Annotated in this window: 20 protein-coding genes; 11 read left to right on the forward strand and 9 right to left on the reverse strand. The window is 71.6% G+C overall.

Going from position 1 to position 25,391, the window contains the following annotated elements; all coding sequences use genetic code 11:
* Window positions 1-22: 22 nt before the first annotated feature.
* Entirely contained in the window at window positions 23-895 is an 873-nt protein-coding gene (gene map, locus ACNYS0_RS28515; protein ID WP_422477411.1) for a type I methionyl aminopeptidase, read from the reverse strand.
* A gap of 57 nt (window positions 896-952) precedes the next feature.
* Here map and ACNYS0_RS28520 point away from each other — a divergent pair, with 57 nt between their 5' ends.
* A complete protein-coding gene (locus ACNYS0_RS28520) occupies window positions 953-1,174 on the forward strand; it encodes a hypothetical protein (RefSeq protein WP_403855671.1) in 222 nt (73 codons plus the stop codon).
* A 43-nt stretch (window positions 1,175-1,217) separates the two neighbouring features.
* Here ACNYS0_RS28520 and ACNYS0_RS28525 read toward each other — a convergent pair whose 3' ends face one another.
* Window positions 1,218-1,829, reverse strand: coding sequence for a hypothetical protein (locus tag ACNYS0_RS28525; RefSeq protein WP_422477414.1), 612 nt, complete (start codon window positions 1,827-1,829; stop codon window positions 1,218-1,220).
* A gap of 93 nt (window positions 1,830-1,922) precedes the next feature.
* Between ACNYS0_RS28525 and npdG the strand changes: the two genes are divergently transcribed.
* On the forward strand, window positions 1,923-2,636 hold the full coding sequence (npdG, locus tag ACNYS0_RS28530) for an NADPH-dependent F420 reductase (protein WP_422477416.1): 714 nt from the start codon (window positions 1,923-1,925) through the stop codon (window positions 2,634-2,636).
* Window positions 2,637-2,715: 79 nt separating this feature from the next.
* Window positions 2,716-2,907 (forward strand): hypothetical protein, encoded by a 192-nt coding sequence (locus ACNYS0_RS28535; RefSeq protein ID WP_422477418.1) that lies wholly within the window; start codon window positions 2,716-2,718, stop codon window positions 2,905-2,907.
* Here the strand turns inward: ACNYS0_RS28535 and ACNYS0_RS28540 are convergent.
* Window positions 2,897-3,697, reverse strand: coding sequence for a site-2 protease family protein (locus ACNYS0_RS28540; RefSeq protein ID WP_422482801.1), 801 nt, complete (start codon window positions 3,695-3,697; stop codon window positions 2,897-2,899). The genes ACNYS0_RS28535 and ACNYS0_RS28540 overlap by 11 nt on opposite strands.
* Window positions 3,698-3,863: 166 nt before the next feature.
* Here ACNYS0_RS28540 and ACNYS0_RS28545 point away from each other — a divergent pair, with 166 nt between their 5' ends.
* On the forward strand, window positions 3,864-7,244 hold the full coding sequence (locus ACNYS0_RS28545; protein WP_422477420.1) for an AfsR/SARP family transcriptional regulator: 3,381 nt from the start codon (window positions 3,864-3,866) through the stop codon (window positions 7,242-7,244).
* Between the two features lie 47 nt (window positions 7,245-7,291).
* Here ACNYS0_RS28545 and ACNYS0_RS28550 read toward each other — a convergent pair whose 3' ends face one another.
* From ACNYS0_RS28550 to panB, 3 genes are all read right to left on the reverse strand, one after another.
* Complete coding sequence (locus tag ACNYS0_RS28550; RefSeq protein ID WP_422477422.1) at window positions 7,292-8,128, reverse strand: ABC transporter permease; 837 nt, start codon at window positions 8,126-8,128, stop codon at window positions 7,292-7,294.
* Window positions 8,125-9,147, reverse strand: a complete 1,023-nt coding sequence (locus ACNYS0_RS28555; protein ID WP_422477424.1) for an ATP-binding cassette domain-containing protein — start codon at window positions 9,145-9,147, stop codon at window positions 8,125-8,127. Before ACNYS0_RS28555 ends, ACNYS0_RS28550 begins: the two co-directional genes overlap by 4 nt.
* Before the next feature lie 1,946 nt (window positions 9,148-11,093).
* Complete coding sequence (gene panB, locus ACNYS0_RS28560) at window positions 11,094-11,993, reverse strand: 3-methyl-2-oxobutanoate hydroxymethyltransferase (protein WP_422477426.1); 900 nt, start codon at window positions 11,991-11,993, stop codon at window positions 11,094-11,096.
* A 196-nt stretch (window positions 11,994-12,189) separates the two neighbouring features.
* Here panB and ACNYS0_RS28565 point away from each other — a divergent pair, with 196 nt between their 5' ends.
* From ACNYS0_RS28565 to ACNYS0_RS28580, 4 genes are all read left to right on the forward strand, one after another.
* Window positions 12,190-13,815 (forward strand): DHA2 family efflux MFS transporter permease subunit, encoded by a 1,626-nt coding sequence (locus ACNYS0_RS28565; protein WP_422477428.1) that lies wholly within the window; start codon window positions 12,190-12,192, stop codon window positions 13,813-13,815.
* Between the two features lie 84 nt (window positions 13,816-13,899).
* Entirely contained in the window at window positions 13,900-14,601 is a 702-nt protein-coding gene (locus ACNYS0_RS28570; RefSeq protein WP_422477430.1) for a TetR/AcrR family transcriptional regulator, read from the forward strand.
* Window positions 14,602-14,803: 202 nt separating this feature from the next.
* Entirely contained in the window at window positions 14,804-15,823 is a 1,020-nt protein-coding gene (locus tag ACNYS0_RS28575) for an endonuclease/exonuclease/phosphatase family protein (protein WP_422477432.1), read from the forward strand.
* A 189-nt stretch (window positions 15,824-16,012) separates the two neighbouring features.
* Complete coding sequence (locus ACNYS0_RS28580) at window positions 16,013-17,230, forward strand: MFS transporter (RefSeq protein ID WP_422477434.1); 1,218 nt, start codon at window positions 16,013-16,015, stop codon at window positions 17,228-17,230.
* Window positions 17,231-17,297: 67 nt separating this feature from the next.
* On the opposite strand, the gene ACNYS0_RS28585 is transcribed toward ACNYS0_RS28580, so the two are convergent.
* Together ACNYS0_RS28585 and ACNYS0_RS28590 are read right to left on the reverse strand one after the other, a co-directional pair.
* Entirely contained in the window at window positions 17,298-18,905 is a 1,608-nt protein-coding gene (locus ACNYS0_RS28585) for a multicopper oxidase family protein (RefSeq protein ID WP_422477436.1), read from the reverse strand.
* A gap of 69 nt (window positions 18,906-18,974) precedes the next feature.
* Window positions 18,975-19,397 (reverse strand): DUF6153 family protein, encoded by a 423-nt coding sequence (locus tag ACNYS0_RS28590; RefSeq protein WP_422477438.1) that lies wholly within the window; start codon window positions 19,395-19,397, stop codon window positions 18,975-18,977.
* Window positions 19,398-19,467: 70 nt separating this feature from the next.
* Between ACNYS0_RS28590 and gadC the strand changes: the two genes are divergently transcribed.
* Window positions 19,468-20,928, forward strand: a complete 1,461-nt coding sequence (gene gadC / locus ACNYS0_RS28595) for a glutamate/gamma-aminobutyrate antiporter GadC (protein WP_422477440.1) — start codon at window positions 19,468-19,470, stop codon at window positions 20,926-20,928.
* A gap of 51 nt (window positions 20,929-20,979) precedes the next feature.
* On the opposite strand, the gene ACNYS0_RS28600 is transcribed toward gadC, so the two are convergent.
* Window positions 20,980-22,914: a S53 family peptidase gene (locus tag ACNYS0_RS28600; RefSeq protein WP_422477442.1), complete on the reverse strand. Its 1,935-nt coding sequence runs from the start codon at window positions 22,912-22,914 to the stop codon at window positions 20,980-20,982.
* 403 nt (window positions 22,915-23,317) lie between these two features.
* Between ACNYS0_RS28600 and ACNYS0_RS28605 the strand changes: the two genes are divergently transcribed.
* Window positions 23,318-24,679, forward strand: coding sequence for a glutamine synthetase family protein (locus ACNYS0_RS28605; protein ID WP_422477444.1), 1,362 nt, complete (start codon window positions 23,318-23,320; stop codon window positions 24,677-24,679).
* 454 nt (window positions 24,680-25,133) lie between these two features.
* Complete coding sequence (locus ACNYS0_RS28610) at window positions 25,134-25,349, forward strand: hypothetical protein (RefSeq protein ID WP_326022277.1); 216 nt, start codon at window positions 25,134-25,136, stop codon at window positions 25,347-25,349.
* The last annotated feature ends 42 nt before the right edge of the window (window positions 25,350-25,391 follow it).

A 25,391-nucleotide genomic window follows, 5' to 3' on the forward strand; every position in this document is an offset into this window, starting at 1 on the left:
CGCGGCGGAGCGCGGGGAACCACTACGGCAGCGTGAGGATCTCCGCGCCGCTCTCCGTGACCACCAGCGTGTGCTCGAACTGCGCGGTCCGCTTGCGGTCCTTCGTGACGACGGTCCAGCCGTCCTCCCACATGTCGTACTCGTACGTGCCGAGCGTGAGCATCGGCTCGATCGTGAACGTCATGCCGGTCTTGATCTCGGTCGTGGCCTGCGGGGAGTCGTAGTGCGGGACGATCAGGCCGCTGTGGAAGGACGAGTTGATGCCGTGGCCCGTGAAGTCGCGCACCACTCCGTAGCCGAAGCGCTTGGCGTACGACTCGATGACCCGGCCGATGATGTTGATCTGGCGGCCCGGCTTGACGGCCTTGATGGCACGGTTCAGCGACTCGCGGGTCCGCTCGACGAGCAGCGTCGACTCCTCGTCGACGTCGCCCACCAGGTACGTGGCGTTGTTGTCGCCGTGCACGCCGCCGATGTACGCGGTGACGTCCAGGTTGACGATGTCGCCGTCCCTGAGAACGGTCGAGTCCGGGATGCCGTGGCAGATGACCTCGTTGACGCTCGTGCACAGCGACTTCTGGAAGCCGCGGTAGCCCAGCGTGGACGGGTACGCGCCGTGGTCGCACATGTACTCGTGCGCGATGCGGTCCAGCTCGTCCGTGGTGACGCCCGGGGCGATCGCCTTCGCCGCCTCGGCCATGGCCCGCGCCGCGATCCGTCCGGCGATCCGCATCGCCTCGATCGTCTCCGGGGTCTGCACCTCGGGGCCCGTGTACGGGGTCGGCGCGGGCTTGCCGACGTACTCAGGACGCCGGATGTTCCCGGGCACGGAGCGGATGGGGGAGATCTCCCCCGGAACGAGCAGGGCGGGCGACGCTTGCGACTGGCCAGACATGCCAGCGAGTGTAACGAGCGCACGTGGGGGAGCATGGCGGGGACGAGAGGAGCCGCCGTGGCGCTGTTCAAGAAGCGAACCGTGGGAAAGCCGGGCGAGTGGTACTACTGCCTGGAGCACAAGAAGGTCGAAGAGGGGCCGGAGTGCCCCAACAAGGACCGTTTCGGCCCCTACGCCTCCCGCGAGGAGGCCCAGCACGCGATGGACACCGCGAAGGAACGCAACCTGGAGTGGGACAACGACCCCAAGTGGAATAAGGACAGCCCCGCCGGCGATTGAGGCGCGGGGTCCGGGGCAGAGCCCCGCGCGGGCAGCCGCAACATCACCACCGCGCGGGCGGCGGCGCGGTCAAATGATCCGCAAGCCGCGACAACCGATCACGAAACCCCCGCCGCCCCCGCGGAGCGGGTGACGCGTTCTCCCCGGCCGCCGCACTGACCAGATGCTGCACCGTATCCAGATCCAGATCGGTGTCATCGGGCACGCTCAGCCCGTCATGGGCCATGGCATGCAGGTCGCCCCCGCCGGAGGCCTCCGCGTCGAGCGCCAGGATCGTCGCCCCCGCGCGGCGCGCATCGCGCACCCGTTCCAGGAGCGGAGCGCCCGGCTCGGACGGCGTGACCACGAGAAGCGTCTCGCCGCGCCGGGCCGCTTCGAGCCGGCCGAGCCCGACGGCCAGATGCGCGGGATCGTCGGGGCGCGCCGCGTGCCGTACGAGGGTGGGGGCGAGCTCGGGCGTGCCCGACCAGGCCGCCTCGTCGACCAGATGGGCCGCCAGATGCCAGGGCTCGTACGTCGGAGAGCCCACGAGCAGCAGCCCGCCACCGTGCGCGCCGACCGAGGAACGCAGCGCCCCCGCGAAGCGACGGGTGGCGGAGGGCCACTCGGTCCCGGCGAGTACCTCGCGCAGCAGTGCTACTCGTACGGCGTCCATGGGCCCGCATCGTGCCTCAAGTGGCGCCCCCGTTCGCCGCGTTCGGGGGAAGTCCGCCCGTACGGGCCACATACCCTTGAGTAGGGTCGCTGCATGACCTCTACCGAAAGCAGCCCGAGCGGCCAGAAGGCCCCGGCCAAGGACCCCTGGGACCTCCCCGACGTCTCCGGACTCGTCGTCGGCGTGCTCGGCGGCACGGGCCCGCAGGGCAAGGGACTCGCCTACCGCTTCGCCCGTGCGGGGCAGAAGGTGATCCTCGGCTCCCGCGCCGCCGAACGCGCCCAGGCCGCCGCGGACGAGCTCGGCCTCGGCATCGAGGGTGCCGACAACGCCGAGTGCGCCCGCCGCAGTGACATCGTGATCGTCGCCGTGCCGTGGGACGGCCACGGCGCCACCCTCGAAGCCCTGCGCGAGGACCTCGCCGGCAAGCTCGTCGTCGACTGCGTCAACCCGCTCGGCTTCGACAAGAAGGGCGCCTACGCCCTGAAGCCCGAGGAGGGGAGCGCGGCGGAACAGGCCGCGGCGCTGCTCCCGGACTCACGGGTCGCGGCGGCCTTCCACCACCTGTCGGCCGTCCTGCTCGCCGACCCGGAGGTCGAGGAGATCGACACCGACGTCATGGTCCTCGGCGAGGAGCGCGCCGACGTGGAGCTGGTCCAGGCGCTCGCCGGGCGCGTCCCGGGCATGCGCGGCATCTTCTCCGGCCGCCTGCGCAACGCCCACCAGGTCGAATCGCTCGTCGCCAACCTCATCTCGGTGAACCGCCGCTACAAGGCGCACGCGGGACTGCGCGTCACGGACGTATAGCCGCGTTCCGGCCCCGGTGGGGCATGGGGGACACTGGACGGCGTACTACCCGCCGCGTCGCCGTCTGGAGCCGACCCCCATGCCCCGCATCGCACTGTTCTCCCTGGTCGTCTGCGCCCTGGCCGTCGTGGCGGCCGTGGTCTCCTTCGCCGAGGGCAGCTTCCTCGGGATCGTGTGGGTGCTGATCGCGGGCGTCACGTCGAACATGTCGTGGTTCTACCTGCGCCGGGCGAAGGCCGAGAAGCAGGCGTCGGCCGCGCCTACTGCGTGAACGTCGGGATCTCCGGGGTGCCCTGCCAGAACCGGTAGAACTGCTGGCCCCAGTACGTGTCCCACTCGTGCACACCGAGCGCGCCGAGCACCCAGTCGACCGCGTCGAAGAACCACTGGTTGATCTCCGGGATCCACAGCACGGCGAACACGGCGAGCAGACCGAACGGCGCGAACGGCTCCACCTGCCGCCGGATCTTCTGCGACAGCCAGGGCTCGATCACCCCGTACCCGTCCAGGCCCGGCACCGGCAGGAAGTTCAGGATCGCCGCGGTCACCTGGAGCAGGGCGAGGAACCCGAGCGCGTAACGGAAGGTGTCCGGCACCCCGTCCAGCGCGTCCAGCCAGAACGGGGCCGTGCACACGATCGCGAACAGCACGTTCGTCAGCGGCCCCGCCGCCGAGATCAGGCTGTGCCGCCAGCGCCCCCGGATCCGCCCCCGCTCGATGAAGACGGCACCGCCGGGCAGGCCGATCCCGCCCATGATCACGAAGAGCACGGGCAGCACGATGCTGAGCAGGGCGTGCGTGTACTTCAGCGGGTTCAGGGTCAGATAGCCCTTCGCGCCGATCGAGATGTCGCCGCTGTGCAGGGCCGTGCGCGCGTGCGCGTACTCGTGCAGGCAGAGCGAGACGACCCAGGCGCCCGTCACGAACAGGAACACGGCGAAGCCGGGCTGGGACGCGAAGTCCGTCCACACCGCCCAGCCGGCCACCGCCGTGATCGCGGCGATGCCGAGGAAGACGGGGCTGATCCTGTTGTCGCCGCGGCGTGCGGTGGCGGTGGTCATGGGGTGGAACTCCCGGTGCAGGCTGGTCGGCTGGCTCACCGAACGTACTCGCTGTATGCGGGAAACGTGTCGCGGTATCGCGGGAGTTCCGGAGAAGGTAGGGGCATGACGAGGTGCGGGCAGGTGCCCGGCGCCGGGGTCGAACGGCAGCGGGGAGAATAGGTCCGTGCGTTACCGCATCCTCGGCACCACGCAAGCACTCCGCGACGACGGCACGGCCGTTCCGGTTGGCGGGGCGCGGCTTCGTGCCCTGCTCGCGGTGCTCGCGCTGCGGCCCGGCCGGGCCGTGCCCGTCGCGTTCCTCATCGACGAGGTGTGGGGTGACGAGCCGCCCGCGGACGCGGCGGGCGCGCTCCAGGCGCTGGTCGGGCGGCTGCGCAGGGCGCTGGGGGCCGGGGCGATCACCTCGTCCGAGGGCGGCTACCGGCTCGCCGCCGCGGCGGACGACGTCGACCTGTTCCGCTTCGAGCGGCTGACCGCCGACGGAGCGCGGGCCCTCGCGGACGGTGACCCGGCGAAGGCGGTCGACCTTCTCGACGACGCGCTCGGGCTGTGGCGGGGGCCGGTCCTCGCCGATCTTCCGGACCGGTCGGCCGAGGCCGTGCGCCGGGAGGCCCGTCATCTGGACGCCCGGCGGACGCGCCTCGCCGCGTGCCTGGACCTCGGCCGTGCGGACGAGGTCCTGCCGGAGCTGACCTCGCTGTGCGAAGCGCATCCGCTGGACGAGTCGTTGCAGGTGTTGCGGCTGCGGGCGTTGCGCTCCGCGGGGCGGGCGGCGGAGGCGTTGGCGGCGTACGAGGGGGTGCGGCGGGAGTTGGCGGATGTGCTGGGGGCGGATCCCGGGCCGGAACTTCGAGCGTTGCACCAAGAGTTGCTCACGCCACGGGGCTCCGCCCCGGACCCCGCTCCTCAATCGCCGGAGGGGCTTAATACGGCCGGTTCCGACTTGCCCACCCTGCCGCCTGGGGCGGCAGGGTGGGCAAGGCGGCCCACGGTGCCGCGCGCCGATGGTTTGGCCCCAGCCCCGGGGAATCTCCGGGCCCGGCTGACCTCGTTCGTCGGGCGGGCGGGGGATCTTGATGCCATCCGCGCCGACCTGGGGCGCGTACGGCTGGTGACCCTTCTCGGGCCCGGTGGGGCCGGGAAGACGCGGCTGTCGCAGGAGGCCGCCGAGGGGCTCGGGGCCGTGCCGGACGGGGTGTGGGTCGCGGAGCTGGCGCCGGTCGGCGACCCGTCCGCCGTGCCGGAGGCGGTCGTCAGCGCGCTCGGCGCACGGGAGACGGTGCTGCGCGGCGCCGGCGCCGAAGAGCTCCGCGTCGCGGGCGAGCGCCAGGGCGACGACCCCCTCGTACGCATCGTGGAGCACTGCGAGGACCGCCGGCTGCTGCTCATCCTCGACAACTGCGAGCACGTCATCGACGCGGCCGCCGCCCTCGCCGAGTACCTCCTCGCGCACTGCCCCGGCGTCACGATCCTCGCCACGAGCCGCGAACCCCTCGGCGTACCGGGCGAGTCGCTGTACCCGGTGGAACCGCTCCCGGAGCCGTACGCGCTGCGGCTGTTCGGCGAGCGCGGCGCCGCCGTGCGTCCCGGTTTCACCGTCGAGCAGTCCGAGGAGACCGCGGCCGCCGTCGGTGAGATCTGCCGCCGCCTCGACGGGCTCCCGCTCGCCATCGAACTCGCCGCGGCGCGGCTGCGCATGCTCACGCCCCGCCAGATCGCCGACCGCCTCGACGACCGCTTCCGCCTCCTGACCTCCGGGGCCCGCACCGCGCTGCCCCGCCAGCAGACGCTCCGCGCCGTCGTCGACTGGTCGTGGGACCTGCTCGACGAGCCCGAACGCGCCACCCTCGCCCGCCTCTCCGTCTTCAGCGGCGGCTGCGACCTGCCCGCCGCCGAGGCGGTCTGCGGCCTCGACGCGCTCGACGCCCTGGCCTCCCTCGTCGACAAGTCGCTCGTGGTCGCCGCCCCGGAGGACGACGAGCACGGCGGCGGCATGCGCTACCGGCTCCTCGAAACCGTCTCCGAGTACGCGGGCGACCGCCTCGACGAGTCCGGGGAGCGCGCCGCCGCCGAGCGCGCCCACCTCACGTACTACCGCGAACTCGCCCGCACCACCGACCCGTTGCTGCGCGGCGGCGGCCAGCGCGCGGCCATCGCCCGGATCGAGCGGGACTACGAGAATCTGCGCACGGCCCTGCGGCACGCGATCGCGGCCCGTGACGAGCAGGAGGCGTTCTGCCTCGTCCTGTCCCTGGCCTGGTTCTGGCAGATGCGCGACCTGCGCATCGACGCCCGTACGTGGACGGGGGAGGCCGCGGCGCTCGGCCCGGACCCGTTCGCCGGGCCCGTGCGCCCCGCGCCGCCGATTCACGAGCGCTGTACCGACACCCCGCCCCCGCTGACCGGCGAACTCTTCGAAGAGGCGCGCCGCCAGGTCCACCTGTGCCGACTCGGCTACATGGACATGGAGATGGACCACTGGCAGACGGAGGAGGGCCAGGCCCGGCTGCGCGCCGTCATCGCGACCTACCGCGCCGACCTCCCGCAGGCCTGCCGCCCGCCCGGCAACATCTGGTACTTCGCCGTCCTGATGACCGGCGACATGGACAAGTTGCAGGAACTCGCGGCGGTGTCCGCGCGGACCTGCCGCGAGCTCGGCTACGACTGGGAGCTGGCGCTCGTCCTCCAGATGCGGGCCAACGTCTTCGCCAACCGCAGCGACTGGGCCGAGGAAGGGCTCGCGTACGCCGACGAGTCGCTTGAGCTGTTCAGCCGGCTCGGCGACGAATGGGGCACCGCGGAGGCGCTGTCCGCGCGCGGCGAGGCGCGCGAGAAACTCGGCGACTTCGAGGGCGCCGCCGCCGACTACACGCGCGCCCGCGAGGTCGCGCACAGCATGGGTGCCCACTCGCAGGCCGCGATCCTCCAGGTCAGGCTCGGGCAGGCGCGGATCGAGCAGGGAGACGCAGAGGGGGGCGAGGCGCTGCTGTGGGAGTCCCTCGAGGACGGCCGCCGGCACACCAACGAGTCCCGGCCCGCCGCCCGGCTCTTCCTCGTCTCGCATCTCGCACTCACCGGCCGCACCGCCGTGGCCCGGGAACAACTCGCTTTGCTGCGCTCCGAGTTCAGGGTGGCGCAGATCGGCTTCTTCCAAGGCATGACCGTCGGCATGGAGGCGATGATCGACGCCGTCGACGGGCGCTCCGATGAGGCCCTCGCGAACGTGCGGCGCTGCCTCGACATCGCGCGGGACCCGCTGTCCGCGCTCGTCATGCCGCAACTGGTGGGGCTGCATCTGTGCACCGCGGCGCGGGCCGTCTCCCAGCGCGGCGGGGACGGCGACGCGGTGGCCGCCGCGCGGCTCATGGGCGCGGCCGACGCGGCGATGCCCAAGGGCCACAAGCCGGGCCTCCTCGAACGCAATTGGCGCGCGGACGCCGAGGCGGCGGTCCGCGCGCTGCTCGACGATGCGGCGTACGGGCGGGCATACGCCGAGGGCGGCGGCCTCTCCGTGGAGGAGGCCACCGCCCTGCTGGACGACTGACGACCGACGCGAATCGACCCGGTCGCCCGGACCCGTCCCGCGCAGGGTCAGCTCTTGGTGGTGAACTTACGGATCGCGATCGGCGCCATGACGGCCGTGATCACTGCCGTCCACCCGAGGGTCACCCACAGGTCGTGGGCGACCGGGCCGCCGACCATCATTCCGCGGCAGGCGTCCGCGAGGGACGAGATCGGGTTCCAGTCGGTGAAGGCCTGGAGCCAGCCCGGCATCGACTCGGTCGGCGCGAAGATCGACGAACCGAACTGGAGCGGCATCATCACCAGGAAGCCCATGGCCTGCACGGCTTGCGCGCTCTTCATGGTCACGCCGAGCGTCAGGAAGATCCACATGAGGGCGGAGCCGAACAGCGCGGTCAGGCCGATGGCACCGAGCAGACCGGCCCAGCTGGTGATGTCGAAGCCGACGAGCAGCGCGACGATCATCAGGACCGTGGTGGCGACGAGGAGCCGCAGCATCTCGACGACCACCTTGGCCATGAGCACCGAGCCGCGGCCGATGGGCAGGGACCGGAAGCGGTCCATGATGCCCTTCTGGAAGTCCTCGTTGAAGCCGGTGCCGACGCCCTGCGCGATGTTCATGCTCATCATCGCGACCATGCCGGGGATCACGTACTGCACGTACGCGTCCTGGCCGCCGCCCATCGCGGAGCCGATCGAGCCGCCGAAGACGAACACGAACAGGAGCGTGAAGACGATCGGCATCAGGATCGCGTCGAACATCGACTCCGGGTCGTTGCGGATCCACAGCAGGTTGCGGCGGATCAGCGCGCCCGTGTGACGCAGATGGCCGCTCAGGCCGATCTTGGGGTCGGCCTCGACGGTGATCGTGGGGGCCGCGGTGGGGGAGAGGGTGGTGGCACTCATACGGCGGCCTCCTCGAGTTCGGGCCTGGCGTCCTCCGGGGCGGAGGCCTTGTGGCCGGTGATGGACAGGAACACCTCGTCCAGGCTGGGCAGTTCGGTGGTGATGGAGCCGATCGTGATGCCCCGCGCGGTGACCGCGCCCACCACGGCGGTGAGCTGCTCGTCGCTGAGTACGGGGACCAGGACGGACCCGGACCGGGTGTCCACGGTGGTGGTGGCGAGGCCCGTGAGCCCCATGTCGTCTATCGCGTGCGCCAGCGGGCGCAGCTCCAGCTCGTCGGCCGGGCGGATTCGCAGGGTGCGGCCGCCGACCTTCGCCTTGAGCTCCTCGATGCCGCCACGCGCGATGACCTTGCCGTGGTCGACGACGGTCAGCTCGGAGGCCAGCTGCTCGGCCTCCTCCATGTACTGGGTGGTGAGGAGGACGGTGACCCCGTCCCGCACCATGCTCTTCACCTCGTCCCACACCTCGTTACGGGTACGGGGGTCGAGGCCGGTCGTCGGCTCGTCCAGGTACAGGACGTGCGGGCGGCCGATCATCGACGCCGCGAGGTCGAGGCGGCGGCGCATGCCGCCGGAGTACGTCTTCGCGGGGCGGGTGGCGGCGTCGGTGAGGCTGAAGCGCTCGAGCAGGGCGTCGGCGCGGGCCTTGGCGTCCTTCCGGGACAGGTCGAGGAGCCGGCCGATCATGTACAGGTTCTCCCGGCCGGAGATCTTCTCGTCGACCGAGGCGTACTGGCCGGTGAGGCCGATCACGCGGCGGAGCTGGCGGGGCTGGTTGACGGCGTCGTAGCCCGCGACGATCGCCGTGCCGGAGTCCGGGGTGATCAGGGTGGACAGGCACCGTACGAGGGTCGTCTTGCCGGCGCCGTTCGGCCCGAGCACGCCCATGACGGTGCCCTCGTGCACGTCCAGGTCCACGCCGTCCAGGGCCTTGGTCTCGCCGTAGTGCTTGACCAGCCCCCGCACGGATACGGCGACCGGGCGGTCGCTCACGGAGTTCTTGTCGATTCGCGTCATGCCCCCAAGGTGGCAGCCGCCACCGACAACCCGCCGACAGCCGCCCGACAGGTCTCCGACGGGGGGCGGGCGGGGTGTCGGGGCCGAGTGGCGGGGGTCGGGGGCCGGGGGCCGGGGGTGGGTGTCGGGTCTCGGGTCCGGGGTGGCACCCGGGGGCGAGGCCAGGGTGTGCCGGGCCGGCACCCGGGGCGAGGTCAGGGCGGGGCAGGGTGGCGCTTGTCGTCAGTGTTGCGGTGCGGTGTGGTTCGGGGCCGTGCCGGGGCCGGCGCTTGTCGTCGGCGGTGCGGTGCGGTGTGGCTCGGGGCCGTGCCGGGGTGAGCGTCCACGGCTCCGGTGCGCGGCACCGCTCTTCACCGTTTGCGCCGCTCACTTCCCACCGCCCGCCCCCTCCGGGGGCTTTGGCCGGTGCGGGGGCCGGCGCCGCGTGCCGGGGTGGGGCCACGGGACCGGTGCGCGGTACCGCGCTTCTGCGGTTGCGCCTGCTCGTCCCCCGCCCGTCGGCTCCGACCGGGGGCTTTGGCTAGTCCGGGGGCCGGCCCCGTGCCGGTGTGGGCGTCCACGGCTCCGGTGCGCGGCACCGCTCTTCACCGGTTGCGCGTGCTCGTCTCCCACCGCCCGCCCCCTCCGGGGGCTTCGGCCGGTGCGGGGGCCGGCGCCGCGTGCCGGGGTGGGGCCACGGGACCGGTGCGCGGTACCGCGCTTCTGCGGTTGCGCCTGCTCGTCCCCCGCCCGTCGGCTCCGACCGGGGGCTTTGGCTAGTTCGGGGCTCGGCTTCGTGCCGGTGTGGGCGTCCACGGCTCCGGTGCGCGGCACCGCTCTTCACCGGTTGCGCGTGCTCACTTCCCACCGCCCGCCCCCTCCAGGGGCTTCGGCCCGTCCGGGGACCGGCCTCCGCGCCGGGGCGGCGCCCATCGTGATGGTTGCGCGGCACCGGGGGCCGCCTTGCCCACCCTGCCGCCCCAGGCGGCAGATTGCCCAAGCCGGTGACGGCCGTCCGCACGCCCCTGCGGCGCTTGCCTCAAGCAGCGGGCGGTCGCCCAGAGGGGCCGGTGGGCCAATCAAGCCCCTGCGGCGTTTGAGCAGCGGGGTTCGGGGCGGAGCCCCGGGGGGCGGCGGAGGTCGACCGGAGGGGGCGGTCTGGTCCGGGTGGCACCGCGTCGGGCCGTAGCCCCCGGAGGGGGCGGGTGGTGGGAGATGGGTGGGGGATCGGTCGAGGGCCATGGCCTGCGGATGGGCGGGTGAACTCGAGCCCCCTGTGGCGGTGGCCGGGTCACTCAAGTCCGTGCGACGGGTGGGTCAGTCCAGCCTCTGCGGCGTTTGAGCAGCGGGGTTCGGGGGCGGAGCCCCGAGGGCGGCGGATGGTAGGCCGGTGGGGGCGGCCCGGCGGAGCGGGTGGCACCTCGTGGCGCTGGGGTCCCCGGAGCGGGCGGTCGCCTGCGGGTGGGCGTGCCAGTCCAGCCCCTGCGGCGCTTGAGCAGCGGGGCCCGGGGCAGCGCCCCGAGAGCGGCGGATGGTTGGCCGTCACGGGCTGAGCCGAGGGCGGCGGATGGTTGGCCGTCACGGGCTGAGCCGAGGGCGGCGGACGATCGACCGCCACGGGCGGACCCGAGACCGGCGGATGGTCGGCCGTCACAGACGGACCCGAGCGTGGTGGACGATCGACCGCCACGGGCCGCCCCGAGACCGGTGGACGGGCCACCGCCAGGCGCGGCGATGCGCAACGCCCCACCGACCCACCCGCGGAGCGTGACGCGGCCCGCCGACGGGGGAAGATCGGCGGGCCGCGGTCGTACCGAATTGGCTCAGCGGACGGGTTGGCCCCGCCCAGGGGTGTGCTCTGCGGGCGAGTTGGGCCCGCCCAGGGGTGTGCTCAGCGGGCGGGTCGGCGCCCCGCCCGAGGTGCGGTCAGCGGAAGCGGACGGGTCGGCCCCGCCCCGGGGGCGCGGTCAGTGGACGGAGTGTTCCTCCTGAGGGAACGTTCTGTCGATGACGTCCTCCGCAAACGCCTTCGCCGCATCGGACATCACGCCCCGCAGATTCGCGTAACTCTTCACGAACTTCGGCATCTTCCCGCCGGTGAGCCCGAGCGCATCCGTCCAGACCAGGACCTGCGCGTCCGTACCGGCTCCCGCCCCGATGCCGACCGTCGGGATGTGCAGCCTCCGCGTGACCTCGGCCGCCAGCTCCGCCGGGACCAGCTCAAGGACGACCGCGAACGCGCCCGCGTCCTGGACCGCCTTCGCGTCGCGCAGCAGCTGCTGCGCCGCCTCCTCGCCGCGACCCTGCACCCGGTAGCCCTGCGTGTTGACCGACTGCGGGGTCAGCCCGATGTGCGCCATGACCGGGATCCCGGCGTCGACGAGCAGCTTGATCTGGGCGTGCGAGCGTTCGCCGCCCTCCAGCTTCACCGCTCCGACCCCGGCCTCCTTCACCAGCCGCATGGCGGACCGGAGCGCCTGCGTGGGCCCCTCCTGGTACGAGCCGAAGGGGAGGTCGCCGACGATCAGCGCGCGGGACGTGCCCCGCACCACCGCCGCCGACAGCATCACCATCTGGTCCACGGTCACCGGCACCGTCGTGTCGTAGCCGAGGTGGCAGTTGCCCGCCGAGTCGCCGACCAGCATCACGGGGATCCCGGCCTCGTCGAAGACCGACGCCGTCATCGCGTCGTACGCGGTGAGCATGGGCCACTTCTCGCCCCGCTCCTTGGCGAGGCCGATGTCCCGGACCGAGACCCGCCGCGAGCCCTTGCCCCCGTACAGCACGGTGGGCTTCTGGGCGTTCTGGGAGGCGCTCTCGCCGGTCGGTGTGTTCTGGGCAGCCGAAAGCTCTGTGGGTTGCGTCATCGCAACGGCTCCTTCATGTCGTCTCGAGGCGCCCTGACGGCGTCCCCGGATCGCCTCCATGGTGGCACCGCGTGCCGCTCCCGCGCCAGGCCTCCTCCTCAACCCGTACCCCGCCCACGTAAAGCCTCGGCAAGGCTTTCCCCGAGATTTTCAATACGAGACGGTCCCGTATCGAAATGGGTCTAGGGTCGTTCCCATGACCACTCCCGCCGCCTCTCAGGGCTCCCAGGGTTCCCCGGACTCCCCGGGTAGCCGCGTGCCCGAGTCCGTGCACCGCCGTCGATGGGTGATCCTCGGTGTGCTCATGCTGAGCCTGCTGATCGTCGTCCTCGACAACTCGATCCTGAACGTCGCGATCAAGACGATCTCGACCCCCGAGCCCGTGGGCATCGGCGCCTCGCAGAGCGAGCTCGAGTGGGCCATCAACGCGTACACGCTCGTCTTCGCGGGGCTGCTGTTCACGGCCGGACTGCTCGGCGACCGGCTCGGCCGCAAGAAGGTGCTGATCGGCGGGCTCGTCGTCTTCGGCGTCGGCTCCGCCCTCGCCGCCGAGTCCGGTTCGCCGGTCCAGCTCATCGCGTTCCGCGCGGTGATGGGTCTCGGTGCCGCCTTCGTCATGCCGGCGACGCTCGCCGTCCTGATGAACGTGTTCGAGCGGGACGAGCAGCCGAAGGCCATCGGCATCTGGGCCGGTGGCGTCGGGCTCGCCATCGCCATCGGGCCGATCACCGGCGGACTGCTCCTCGACCACTTCTGGTGGGGCTCGGTCTTCCTCGTGAACGTGCCGATCGTGATCATCGCCATCGCACTGATGCTCGCGCTCGTGCCGGACTCCCGGGACCCGAAGCCGGGCCGGATCGACCTCGTCGGCGTCGTGCTGTCCATCGTCGGACTCGTGCTGCTCGTCTACGGGATCATCAAGGGCGGCGACGAGGGCGACTTCACCAGCGCCCAGGTCCTCGCCACCATCGCCGCGGGCCTCGTCGTCCTGGTCGCCTTCGTGCTGTACGAGAAGCGCAGCGACCACCCGTCGTTCGACATCAACTACTTCAAGAACAAGGTGTTCTCGGCCGCCATGGCCGGCATCGCGCTCGTCTTCTTCGCGATGATGGGCGTCACGTTCTTCGCGTCCTTCTACATCCAGAGCGTGCGCGGCTACTCGCCGTTGCAGACCGGCGCGTTCCTGCTGCCGCTGGCCGCCGCCCAGCTGATCTTCGCGCCGCGCGCCCGGCTCGTCGTCGACAGGCTCGGTGTCCGCGTCACCACGACCGGCGGCCTGGTGCTGCTGGCGGCCATGCTCGCCGCGTTCACGCTGCTCGACGAGGACAGCCCGATGTGGGTCATGGAGATCATCTTCTTCTTCATGGGCACGGGCATGGCCCACGTCATGACGCCGACCAGCGTCGTGATCATGCAGTCGCTGCCGCGCGAGAAGGCGGGTTCGGCCTCCGCGCTCAGCAATACGTTCCGCCAGGTCGGCGGCGCCCTCGGCATCGCCGTGCTCGGCTCGGTGCTGTCCACGGCGTACAAGAACGGGATCGCGGACCAGCTCCTGCCGCTGCCCGCCGGGCTCCGGGACGCCGCGGGCGCGTCCATCGAGGCCACGCTCGGTGTCGCCGAGAAGCTCGGGCCGCGCGGCGAGGCGCTGGTCGGGGCGGCGAACGACTCCTTCGTGCACGCCATGCACATCACCGCGCTGTGCGGTGCGGGGGTCGCGCTGCTCAGCGCCGTCCTCACCGGGCTCTTCCTGCCGCGCAAGCCCAAGGATCCGCCGGCCGAGCAGAGCGGTGAGCGGCCGGAGAAGGTCGGCGCGGGCCACTGACCCGGCGTTGACCTGCCGATTGAGAGAATGCGCCGGGGTCCGCCACAGTGGCGGTGCCCGGGGCGTGGTGAAAGGCGGAGCGCGGTGGACGCGGGCACGGAACGGGCCGAGGGGCAGACGCGGCGGCGAAGGCCCCCGGACACCCCCGGAACCCCCGGACCCCCCGGAACCCCCGCGTCGGCCTCTCCCGCGCCGGCCGCCCCCGCGCGCGGCCGTCCGCGCAGCGAGGCCGTCGAACAGGCGATCATCGAGGGCGTCATCGAACTCCTCGAGCAGGGCGTGCCGCTCACCGAGCTGTCCATCGAGCGCATCGCCCGCACCGCCGGCGTCGGCAAGGCCACCATCTACCGGCGCTGGAGCGGCAAGGAGGAACTCTTCGTCGACGTCGTCGCCACCATCGAGGAGCCCGACCCCGCCGGTCTTCCCGGCACCTCGATGCGCGACGACCTCGTGCGGCTCCTGGAGCACATGCGCAGACGGGGCCTGAGCATGCGCACCTCCGCCCTGCTGCACAACGTCCTCGCGCAGATGAAGACGTTGCCGAGGCTCTGGGGCGCGTACCAGGAGCTGGTCGTGGAACCCCGGCGGCGCGCGACGCACGACGTGGTGCGGCGCGGGGTGGCCGAGGGGGAGCTGCCGGCCGGCACGGACGTCGAGTTCGCCGCGGACCTGTTCACCGGGCCGATGCTGCTGCGCACCGTCATGCGGACCGACGCACCGCTGGCGGAGGACCTGGCCGAGCGGATCGTCGATACGGTGCTCGCGGGGCTGCGCGCGGGTCACTGACGGCCGGGCGCCCGTGCCGGGTGTCGACGGCCCGGTGGACGATGTGCGGGTTTCGTCACAGCGTCCCTCGTGGGCCGGTCGCGCGGAACTCAGGACGCCGCCGCACACGTCCCCCAGACCGTAGAGGAACGGAAAGCCGCTGCTCATCCCCTACTGTTTCGGGCGAGGGCAGCGGGCACGGCAGAGTTGAGGCGACGACGGCATGGCGCAGGCGTACAAGGGTGGCGACGGCAGCGGGACCGGGACCGCCGGACCGGGAGCCCGGCCGGGACGTCAGGGTGGCCGACCGCTGGGCGGTCGCGGCTACTGGCGGCGCGGCATCGTCCTCGCGGTGCTCGCGATCCTGCTGGCGCTGGTCATGCTGCTGCACGCACAGATCCCCAACACCGTCGGCAACCTCGGCTCGCTGACCGAGACGTTCCTGCCGTGGCTTGGCGTCTTCGTGCCGGTGCTGCTCGTCCTGGGCCTCGTGCGGAGGTCGGCGACCGCGGTGGTCGCGGTGCTCGCCCCGGCGATCGTCTGGTTCAACCTCTTCGGCGGGCTGCTCACCGACAAGACGGGCAGCGGCGGCGACCTGACCGTCGTCACGCACAACGTCAACGCCGAGAACTCCGACCCGGCCGGGACCGCGAAGGACGTCGCCGCGTCCGGCGCGCAGGTCGTCGCCCTGGAGGAGGTGACGGCCCAGGCGCTGCCTGCGTACCGGGACGCGCTCGCGAGCGCCTACCCGTACCACGCGGTCAAGGGCACGGTCGGGCTGTGGAGCAAGTACCCGCTCTCCGGCACCCGGCCCGTCGACATCAAGCTGGGCTGGACGCGGGCGCTGCGCACGACCGTCGCGACGCCGCAGGGCAAGGTCGCGGTGTACGTCGCCCACCTGCCGTCGGTGCGGGTGAAGCTGAACTCCGGGTTCACCGCCAGCCAGCGGGACGAGAGCGCGGACGCGCTCGGCGAGGCGATCGCCGACGAGCCGATCGACAAGGTCGTCCTCCTCGGCGACCTGAACGGCACCATGAACGACCGGGCCCTGAACGGGGTCACCGCCCAGATGCGCTCCACGCAGGGCGCGGCGGGCAGCGGCTTCGGGTTCAGCTGGCCGGCCGCGTTCCCGATGGCGCGCATCGACCAGATCATGGTCAAGGGTGTGGAGCCGGTCACGTCGTGGACGCTGCCGAGGACCGGGAGCGACCACCTGCCGATCGCGGCGCGGGTCGACCTGTGACGTCCAGCGGTTCGCCGCTCGTCACGGCGTCTTAACCTCACGGAATAGTCGATGGGCGAGACTTTGTTCCGTACGTAAACTTACGTACTCCACAGGTACGCGTTCATGTACGCGTTCATGTACGCGTTCTTGTACGCGTGCACGTACGGAACGCACCACCCTCCCGCCGTCGCAACCGAAAGTTCCTCCATGCCCCTCGCCCTGCTCGCGCTCGCCGTGGGCGCCTTCGGCATCGGCACGACCGAGTTCGTCATCATGGGCCTGCTGCCCAACGTCGCCGACGACCTGGGCATCTCGATCCCGGACGCCGGACACCTCGTCTCCGCGTACGCGCTCGGTGTGGTCATCGGCGCGCCGCTGCTCGCCGCGGTCACCGCGCGGATGCCGCGGCGCCGGGTCCTCATCGGCCTGATGGCGCTGTTCGTCGTCGGCAACGCGGTCTCGGCGGCGGCCCCCGACTACCACTCGCTGATGCTCGCCCGCTTCGTCAGCGGACTGCCGCACGGAGCGTTCTTCGGCGTCGGCGCGGTCGTCGCCACCTCGCTGGTCGCCCCGGAACGCAAGGCCCGCTCGGTCTCCCTCATGTTCCTCGGCCTGACCATCGCGAACGTCGTCGGCGTGCCCGCCGCGACCGCGATGGGGCAGCAGCTGGGCTGGCGCGCTACGTTCCTCGCGGTCAGCGCGATCGGCCTCGTCGCGATCGCGGCGCTGGTGGCGCTGGTCCCGGCGGACCACGGCCACGCCGAGACGGCCGCGGGCCTGCGGGGCGAACTGCGCGCCCTGAAGTCCCTCCCGGTCTGGCTCGCGCTCGGCACGACGGTCGCCGGCTTCGGCGCGCTCTTCGCGGCGTACAGCTACATCACGCCGATGCTCACGGACGCGGCGGGCTACGCGGAGGCCTCCGTGACCGTGCTGCTCGCGCTCTTCGGCGTCGGCGCCACGATCGGCAACCTCATGGGCGGCCGCCTCGCGGACCACTCCCTGCGCCGCACGCTCTTCGGCGGCCTGACGTCCCTGGCCGCGGTCCTGGCCTTCTTCCCCCTCCTCATGCGTACGGAGTGGAGCGCGGCCCTGGCCGTCTTCCTCCTCGGCATGGCGGCGTTCACGACGGGCTCCCCGCTCCAGCTGATCGTGATGGAGAAGGCCTCCGCGGCCCCCTCCCTCGCCTCGTCCGCGAACCAGGCGGCCTTCAACCTGGCCAACGCGGGCGGCGCCTGGATCGGCGGCCTCGCCCTCGCCGCGGGCTTCGGAGTGACCTCCCCCGCCATCGCGGGCGCGGCCCTGGCGGTCCTCGGCGTGGGCGTCGCCGCGGTCGCCTACGCGGTCGACCGCAGCCGCACACCGACACCCCCGGGCCGCCTGGTGGCCTCCCACATCCCCACAGAACAGGAACCGGCGCGACGCTGAGCCGCGGCGCTTCCCCGGAACCGCGTGAAAGAGGGCGGGGTACGCGTGCGTACCCCGCCCTCTCAGGTCAGCCCCGGTAGCCCAGCACCGTCATCATGCCCGCCTCCGAGTGGTAGACGTTGTGGCAGTGGAGCATCCACAGGCCGGGGTTGTCCGCGTCGAAGTCGGCTGTGACGGTGGCGTTCGGGAGGACGATCGCCGTGTCCTTGCGGGGGCCGTTCGGCAGGGTGAAGGTGTGGCCGTGCAGGTGGACCGGGTGCCACATCGACGTCGTGTTGGTGAAGACCAGGCGGACCCGCTCGCCCGCGCGGAGCGGATGGCGCTGGTCCGGGTCGTACGGCTTCTTGTCGAACGCCCAGTCGTACTCGGCCATCCCGCCCGTGAGCCGCAGCTTGATCGTGCGGTCCGGCCTGCGGGAGGGCAGGGCCACGGAGTCGTCCGCGCGGAGCTTGTCCGCCGTGAGGAGGCGGCCGTCCAGTTCCTTCGGGCGGGCGGAGGCGGACGGTGTCGAGCCCGAGCCCGTGCGCAGGACCGCGAGAGCCGACGCCTTCTTGCCCTCCGCGACGGCCGTCAGCGGGAACACCCCGTCGCCCGCCGTCACCAGCACGTCGTACCGCTCGCCCATCCCGAGCAGCAGCGCCTCCGTCTTCGCGTGCCGCACCGGGAAGCCGTCCGTGTGCGTCACCGTCATCTCGTGGCCGCCGAGCGCGACGCGGAACGCCGTGTCGCCGCCCGCGTTGACGAACCGGATCCGGATGCGGTCGCCGGGGCGGGCCCCGAAGGACGAAGGGGCCTGTGGCGTACGGCCGTTGACCAGGTAGTGCGGGTACTTCACGTCGCCCGCGTCGCCGCCCAGCAGCTCGCTCTTCGCGCCCATCATCATGCGGGACGGGCCGGCCGGCTTCTCCTCCGTACGCATGGACATGCCTTCCATCCCCGGCATGTCGTGGCCCGAGTGGCCGCCACCGGACGAACCGCCCGAGCCGCCCCCGTGGTCCATCCCCGAACGCAGCTCCTTGAGCACCGCGTCCGGCGTCGAGCCGGCCACCCCGTCGACCCAGTCGTCGAGGACGACCACCCACTCCTTGTCGTAGGAGAGCGGCTCCTTCGGGTCCTCCACGATCAGCGGCGCGTACAGGCCGCGGTCCTGCTGCGTGCCGGAGTGCGGGTGGAACCAGTACGTGCCGGGGTGCGCGAGCCTGAAGCGGTACGTGAAGTCGGCGCCCGGCGCGATCGGCTTCTGCGTCAGATCCGGTACGCCGTCCATGTCGTTGCGCAGCGCGATGCCGTGCCAGTGCATCGACGTGGGCTCGGGCAGGTGGTTGGCGAGGGTGAGGTCGAGCGTGTCGCCCGCCGTGGCCCGGATCTCCTTGCCGGGCAGGTCACCGCCGTACGACCAGGACTTGACGGTGCGGTCGCCCAGGTCGAGCCGGGTCGCGGCGGCCGTGAGCCGGACCCGGCGGACCCGTCCGCCGGAGCCGCGCCTTTTCTCGGCGGCGGCGACCTCCTTGCCCGCCGGATCGACGTAGCCCCGCGGCGCGGCGTCCTTCGCCGCGTGGCTCCCGTGGCCGGACGACGAACCGGAACAGGCCGCCAGGGCGCCCGTCCCGGCCACGGCGACCGCCGCGCCGAGCAGGGTGCGTCGAGTGGGGGTGCGCGGAGTCTCCTTGCGCATGCGTGTGTACCTCGCTGTCGATGAGCTGTCGGTGATGGTGGATTCAGGCGTGCGAAAGCGCGCGCAGGCCTAAATGCGCAGTACCGACAGCCGGGACAGGAGTCTTCGCGGCGGGGGAGGGTTCGGGCGCTGGGCGAGGGCGAGGCCGCGGGCCCGCGGCCCCGGTGCCACCGCCGCGAGCAGCGGGCGCAGCACCAGCGCCGTCAGCAACAGCAGCGTGAACGAACCGAGCACCGCGAGGCACACGTTCAGCGGATCCATGCCGCCGTGGCCGGGGGAGCCGGGGCGCTCGTGAACCGTGACGGCGGTGCTGTGCGGGGAGCCGTGCCCGGCCGTCGCGACGTGCGCGCTCGGCATCGGCATCGCCCCGTCGCGCCCCGCCCCGTGCCCCGAGGGATGCCCCAGCGTGTGCATCCCGACGACCCCGAGGAGCAGCGCGGCGAACAGCAGCAGCCGCTGCCACCGCCCGGTGCCGCTCCGCGTCCTCGCCATGCCCCGCACCTTACCCCCACCCGGTATCCGGCGATGTGCGGGCTCCCCCTCCCGCGCGGATCATGAGCCCATGACGACTGCGGACAACCCAGGGCAAAGCGATCGGACCGTGGATGACGGCAACCGCCGCCAGTTCATCTCCTGGGTCACCCTCGGCCTGATGACCACGGCCTCCGTCGCCAGCCTGCGGCCCTCGCCCTCCATGGCCCTGTACGGACTCGCCGCGATCTTCCTCTATCTGCTCCCGGCGGTCGTCTTCCTGCTGCCCACCGCCCTCGTCGGCGCCGAACTGGCCTCCGGCTGGACGGGCGGCATCTACCGCTGGGTCAGCGAGGCGCTCGGCAAACCGCTCGGGTTCATCGCCGTGTGGTGCCAGTTCGCGATGACCATCGCGTACTACCCGAGCCTGCTCGCCTACGTGGCGTCCACCTTCGCGTACGTCATCCACCCGAGCCTCGCCGAGAACGGCCTGTACGTCGCGATCTGCATCGTCGTCCTGTACTGGGCGGGCGTGTACGTGAGTTCGCGCGGCACGAAGACCATCGCGGGGCTTTCGTCCCTCGGGCTCGTCATCGGCACGCTCGTCCCGGGCATCGTGCTCGTCGTCCTCGGGATCGTCTTCCTCGGGCAGGGCAATCCGTCCGCCGCCCCCATGGACGGGAGCCACTGGCTGCCGCCGTGGACGGGCCTGGCCAGCCTCGTCCTCATCGTCAACAACTTCCTGTCCTACGCGGGCATGGAGATGAACGGCGTGCACGTCTCCTCGCTGCGCAGCCCGCGCGCCGAGTACCCGCGCTCGATCTTCCTCGCCACCGGCCTCGTACTCCTCATCTTCATCCTGCCCGCCCTCGCCATCAGCTGGGTCATGCCCGCGAAGCAGCTCAGCCTGACCGCGGGCCTCATGCAGGCGTTCCAGGCGTTCTTCGACCACTTCGGGGTCGGCTGGATGACCCGGATCGTCGGCGTGATGCTGGTGTGCGCGGCGCTCGGCGGCATGCTCACGTGGCTGGCGGGACCCGCGAAGGGGCTCGTGCTGCTGTCCCGGCAGGAGGGCTATCTGCCGCCGTTCCTCCAGAAGTTCAACAAGTACGGCGTCCCGCAGAACGTGATGGTCGCGCAGGGCGTCCTGACCACCCTCATCGGCGTGCTCTACGCCTTCAGCGACAACGTCTCCAGCCAGTACTGGATGTTCTCCGTCATCACGATCCAGATCTATCTGGTCGCGTATCTGCTGATGTTCGTGGCCGTCGTGCGACTGCGCCGCTCGCAGCCCGACGTGCCGCGCGGCTTCGTGGTCCCGGCCGTCACCGCCGTCGCGGGCGTCGGGTTCGTCGCCTCCGTGCTCGCGCTCGTGATCGGCTTCGTACCGCCGGACCAGTACGACACCGGGCCGCTGTGGCGGTATCTGCTGATCGTCGGCGGCGGGCTGCTGCTCCTCGGCATCGCGGCGCCGGTCGCGTTCCTCAAGTACCGCAAGCCGAGCTGGATCCACCCGGACCACCGGGACCCGGTCGTCGGTGAACAGGGCTGAACCCCGGTGGTCCGGGCGAGCGCCCGCCCGGACCACCGGGGCGTCCTTCGGTCAGCGGCGGTACGAGTTCACGTAACCCGGAGCCGGCGAGCCGACCCCCGTCACGTCGTCGTAGCCCCTGACGGCCTTCAGGGAGGCGTCCTTGCCGAGGCTGCGCACCGAGGTGAGCAGGCCCTCGGAGGAGTCGTAGCTGTTGGCGTAGTCGACGCGGGCCACGGCGAGGTCCTTGCCGGTCGGCTTGTCGACGACGTCGTGGTACTTCGCCGTGCCGTACCGGTCGTAGATCGCCGGGTTCGCGAAGCCGAGCGGCTTGCCGCCGCCCGTCTGCTGCGCGAGCGCCTGCACGCCCGCGACCACCGGCGCGGCGAGCGAGGTGCCGCCGATGCGGTACTCGTCGTAGCCGAGCGAGCCGTCGGGCATGGTCTGCGTCTGGCCCACCAGGAAGCCGGTGTTCGGGTCGGCGATGGCGGAGATGTCCGGGACGACGCGGTTCCTGCCGCCGTTGGCCCCCGCGAGCGCGTCCGGCACGACGCCCTTCTGGTAGTCGGGCTGCGCGACCGTCTTGCTGGTGCCGCCGCCCGCGCCGGAGGTGTACGCGCCCGGGAAGTCGGTCCAGCTCTTGCCGTCCGCCGACAGGTTGGACTTCAGCGTGCCCCAGCCGGTCTCCCACTGGTACGTGTCGCCCTTGCCGACCGCGAGCGAGGTGCCGCCGACCGCCGTCACCCACGCCGAGTTGGCGGGCGTGTCGACCTGCTTCGTACCCGTCGACGCGACGTTGTCGCCGTTGTCGCCGGAGGAGAAGTAGAAGCCGATGCCCTCGACGGCGCCCAGCTGGAACACCTGGTCGTACGCGGCGGCCAGCTCGGGCGTCTGGTTGGCCTCGATGTCGCCCCAGGAGTTGGAGACGATGTCGGCCAGGTGGTTGTCGACGACCTTGCCGAGCGAGTCGAGCAGATCGTCGTCGTAGCAGGACGCGGCGCCCACGTACGTGATGCCGGCGGCCGGGGCCATCGCGTGCACGGCCTCGACGTCGAGGGTCTCCTCGCCGTACCAGCCGGCCGCGTCGCACTCCTTGATCCGCGAGTACTTCTTCGGCAGCACCTGCTTCAGCTGCCCGGTGTTGTAGCCCGCGTCCCCGTGCTTCTTCGCGTACGTCGCCGCGTCCTTGGCGATGGTCGGCGAGGCGTACGCGTCGGTGATCGCGACCCGCACCCCCTTGCCGGTCGCCTTCCCGGCGCCGTACGCGGCGCGCAGCTGCTTGCCGGTGTAGCCCTTCGGGGCGTACGGGACCTTGCCGCCGTACGCGTCCGGGAGCGTGCTCGCGGTGTTGGAGCCGTAGTACGTGGAGAACGGCCCGGCGTTGCGGAACACGGCGCTCGGCGGCGGCAGTTGGTCCTGCTTCGTCGCCTTGTGCGGGGCGCTGTCGAGGCCGGTGACCGTGAGCACGGCGCCGTCGAGGGACGCGGGCACGGAGGCGGCGGCGGACGGGGCGCGGTAGGTGTGGCCGCCCTTCTTGTAGTCGTGCAGCTGGGTGCCGAAGGCCTTCTCGGTGGCGGCCACGTCGCCCGACACGGAGAGGTAGTGCGCGGTTGTGCCGGTCACGGTGAGCCCCGCGGACTTGAGCCAGGCCGTGACCTCGGCTATCTGCGCCTTCGTCGCCCCGAAGCGGCCGCGCGCCTCCTTGGCGCTCAGATACTTCTGGTAGTGACCCGACGCCGGGTCGGACACGTCCTTCGCGTACTGGGCGAGGCCCTTCGCGTCCCGGCCCGCGAGGTAGACGCGCGCGGTGACCTTGCCGCCGTCCGCGGTGTCGCCCTTGTCGGCGGCGCCGGTGGCCCACAGCGGCTTGGTGCCGGAGAGGGTGTCGCGGCCGTCCGGCTGGGCGTGGGCGGGCGCGGCGAGGGCGAGGGCGCCGGCGAGCAGCGGAAGGGTGGCCGCGATGCTCAGGCCTGCCCGGGTGCGGCGTGCGCCGCGATTGGATCTCATGTGGAACCCCCCTGGATAGAGGTGCTGGAGATGCTGAGGTGCATGTGTAATGCACACGCAGAAGGGCCCACTCTTGCCAACAACCGTTCACGCGGGGGAAATGGGACGATCAAGAAGGCGTCAAGTCGGCTCAACTCCGGTCGGGATAGGCTGATTTGGGCGCATCGGGGGGTGCGGCGGGGCCGGTTGTGCGAGACCCGCGTCGGCCATCCGGCGGACCGGCCGCGAGGCGGGCACTATGACGCCGAGGGCTTCGGCAGGCACTATGAACACATCACCGGCCGATCAGCGAGGATCAAGGTCGGCAACGCGCCGGAAACGGGCGTGTGGTGGGATGTGACCAGGCCCTCCAAACGGCGTGGGAGCAGTAGGCCTGACCAGCAAGGATGGGTGGAAGCGAAAGATGGACAAGCAGCAGGAGTTCGTGCTCCGCACCCTGGAGGAGCGCGACATCCGGTTCGTACGTCTGTGGTTCACGGACGTGCTGGGCTTCCTCAAGTCGGTGGCCGTGGCCCCGGCCGAGCTGGAACAGGCGTTCGATGAGGGGATCGGCTTCGACGGCTCCGCCATCGAGGGCTTCGCCCGTGTGTACGAGTCCGACATGATCGCAAAGCCGGATCCCGGCACCTTCCAGGTCCTGCCGTGGCGCGCGGAGGCCCCCGGCACGGCACGCATGTTCTGCGACATCCTGATGCCCGACGGCTCGCCGTCCTTCGCCGACCCGCGCTACGTCCTGAAGCGGGCCCTGGCCAAGACCTCCGACCTCGGCTTCACCTTCTACACCCACCCCGAGATCGAGTTCTTCCTGCTCAAGGACAAGCCGCTGGACGGCACCCGCCCGGTGCCCGCCGACACCTCCGGCTACTTCGACCACACCCCGCAGAACGTGGGCATGGACTTCCGCCGCCAGGCGATCACCATGCTGGAGTCGATGGGCATCTCGGTCGAGTTCAGCCACCACGAGGGCGCGCCCGGCCAGCAGGAGATCGACCTCCGTTACGCCGACGCGCTCTCCACGGCGGACAACATCATGACGTTCCGCCTGGTCATGAAGCAGGTGGCGCTGGAGCAGGGCGTCCAGGCGACGTTCATGCCCAAGCCGTTCTCGGAACACCCGGGCAGCGGCATGCACACGCACCTGTCCCTCTTCGAAGGCGACAGGAACGCCTTCTACGAGTCGGGCGCCGAATACCAGCTCTCCAAGGTCGGCCGCTCCTTCATCGCGGGCCTGCTGAAGCACGCCGCCGAGATCTCCGCGGTCACCAACCAGTGGGTGAACTCCTACAAGCGCATCTGGGGCGGCTCCGAGCGCACGGCGGGCGCCGGCGGCGAGGCCCCGTCCTACATCTGCTGGGGCCACAACAACCGCTCGGCCCTCATCCGCGTCCCGATGTACAAGCCCGGCAAGACGGGCTCGGCGCGCGTCGAGGTCCGCTCCATCGACTCCGGCGCCAACCCGTACCTCACGTACGCGGTCCTCTTGGCGGCCGGCCTCAAGGGCATCGAAGAGGGCTACGAACTCCCGCCGGGCGCCGACGACGACGTCTGGGCCCTCTCCGACGCGGAACGCCGCGCGATGGGCATCGAGCCCCTCCCGCAGAACCTCGGCGAGGCCATCGCCCTGATGGAACGCTCGGAACTGGTCGCGGAGACGCTGGGCGAGCACGTCTACGACTTCTTCCTGCGCAACAAGAAGCAGGAGTGGGAGGAGTACCGCTCGGAGGTCACGGCGTTCGAGCTGAGGAAGAACCTGCCGGTGCTGTAGGCGCAGGGCAGGGCGGTTTCACGCCGCATCAGGCTTTCAGGGCCGCCGGTCTGTGACCGGCGGCCCTGTCGTCTGTGGTGGGAGCGGCAAGGAATCGGCGGTGTCGAGCGAGCAGGCCGCTGCTGCGGGGTGGGCGCAAGGGGGAGCTGTGCTGGCCGAATGACACTGCCCTCTGTGATCGCATCCTTACGCCATGTCAGTGGTGCGTGCTGTCATATGACTGGAGCGGGGTTGCGCCAACGCATTTGGCCTGAGGGGGAGTTCGTTCATGGGGGCACGGGGTGAGGACTGTGTGATGGGCGGAGAAGGGCTGCGGCCACCGGGTGCGTCCCGGTGAGCGGCCGTCGCCCGGCGCGGCGCACGGCCCGCCGTCGGCTGTCCGGGCGATCCAGTGCAAGCACCGCCACCACGGCTACCGACGGCACGGTCCTGACCAGAAGGGGAGCTGGGCCAAGTGATCCTGACGCTCAACGTCGCGGTCCTGCTGGCCGTGATCATCTACTTCCGCATCGGTCGGAAGGGCCAGTTCCAGAGCAAGGCCAACCAGTGGACGACCGTGTTCATCGTGCTGGTGTTCGGCGTGCTGATCGCGCCGACCGGGTTCGGGCAGGGGATTCTCGCCGTCCTGGGCAACGTCGTGCAGAGCATCTCGGCCGCCGGCAGCCCGTGAGGCATTGGTCTGCCAAGGCAGGGGCGAACGTTCCGGGACCCG

It is taken from the genome of Streptomyces anthophorae (genome assembly GCF_049310305.1).
Taxonomy (GTDB): Bacteria; Actinomycetota; Actinomycetes; order Streptomycetales; family Streptomycetaceae; genus Streptomyces.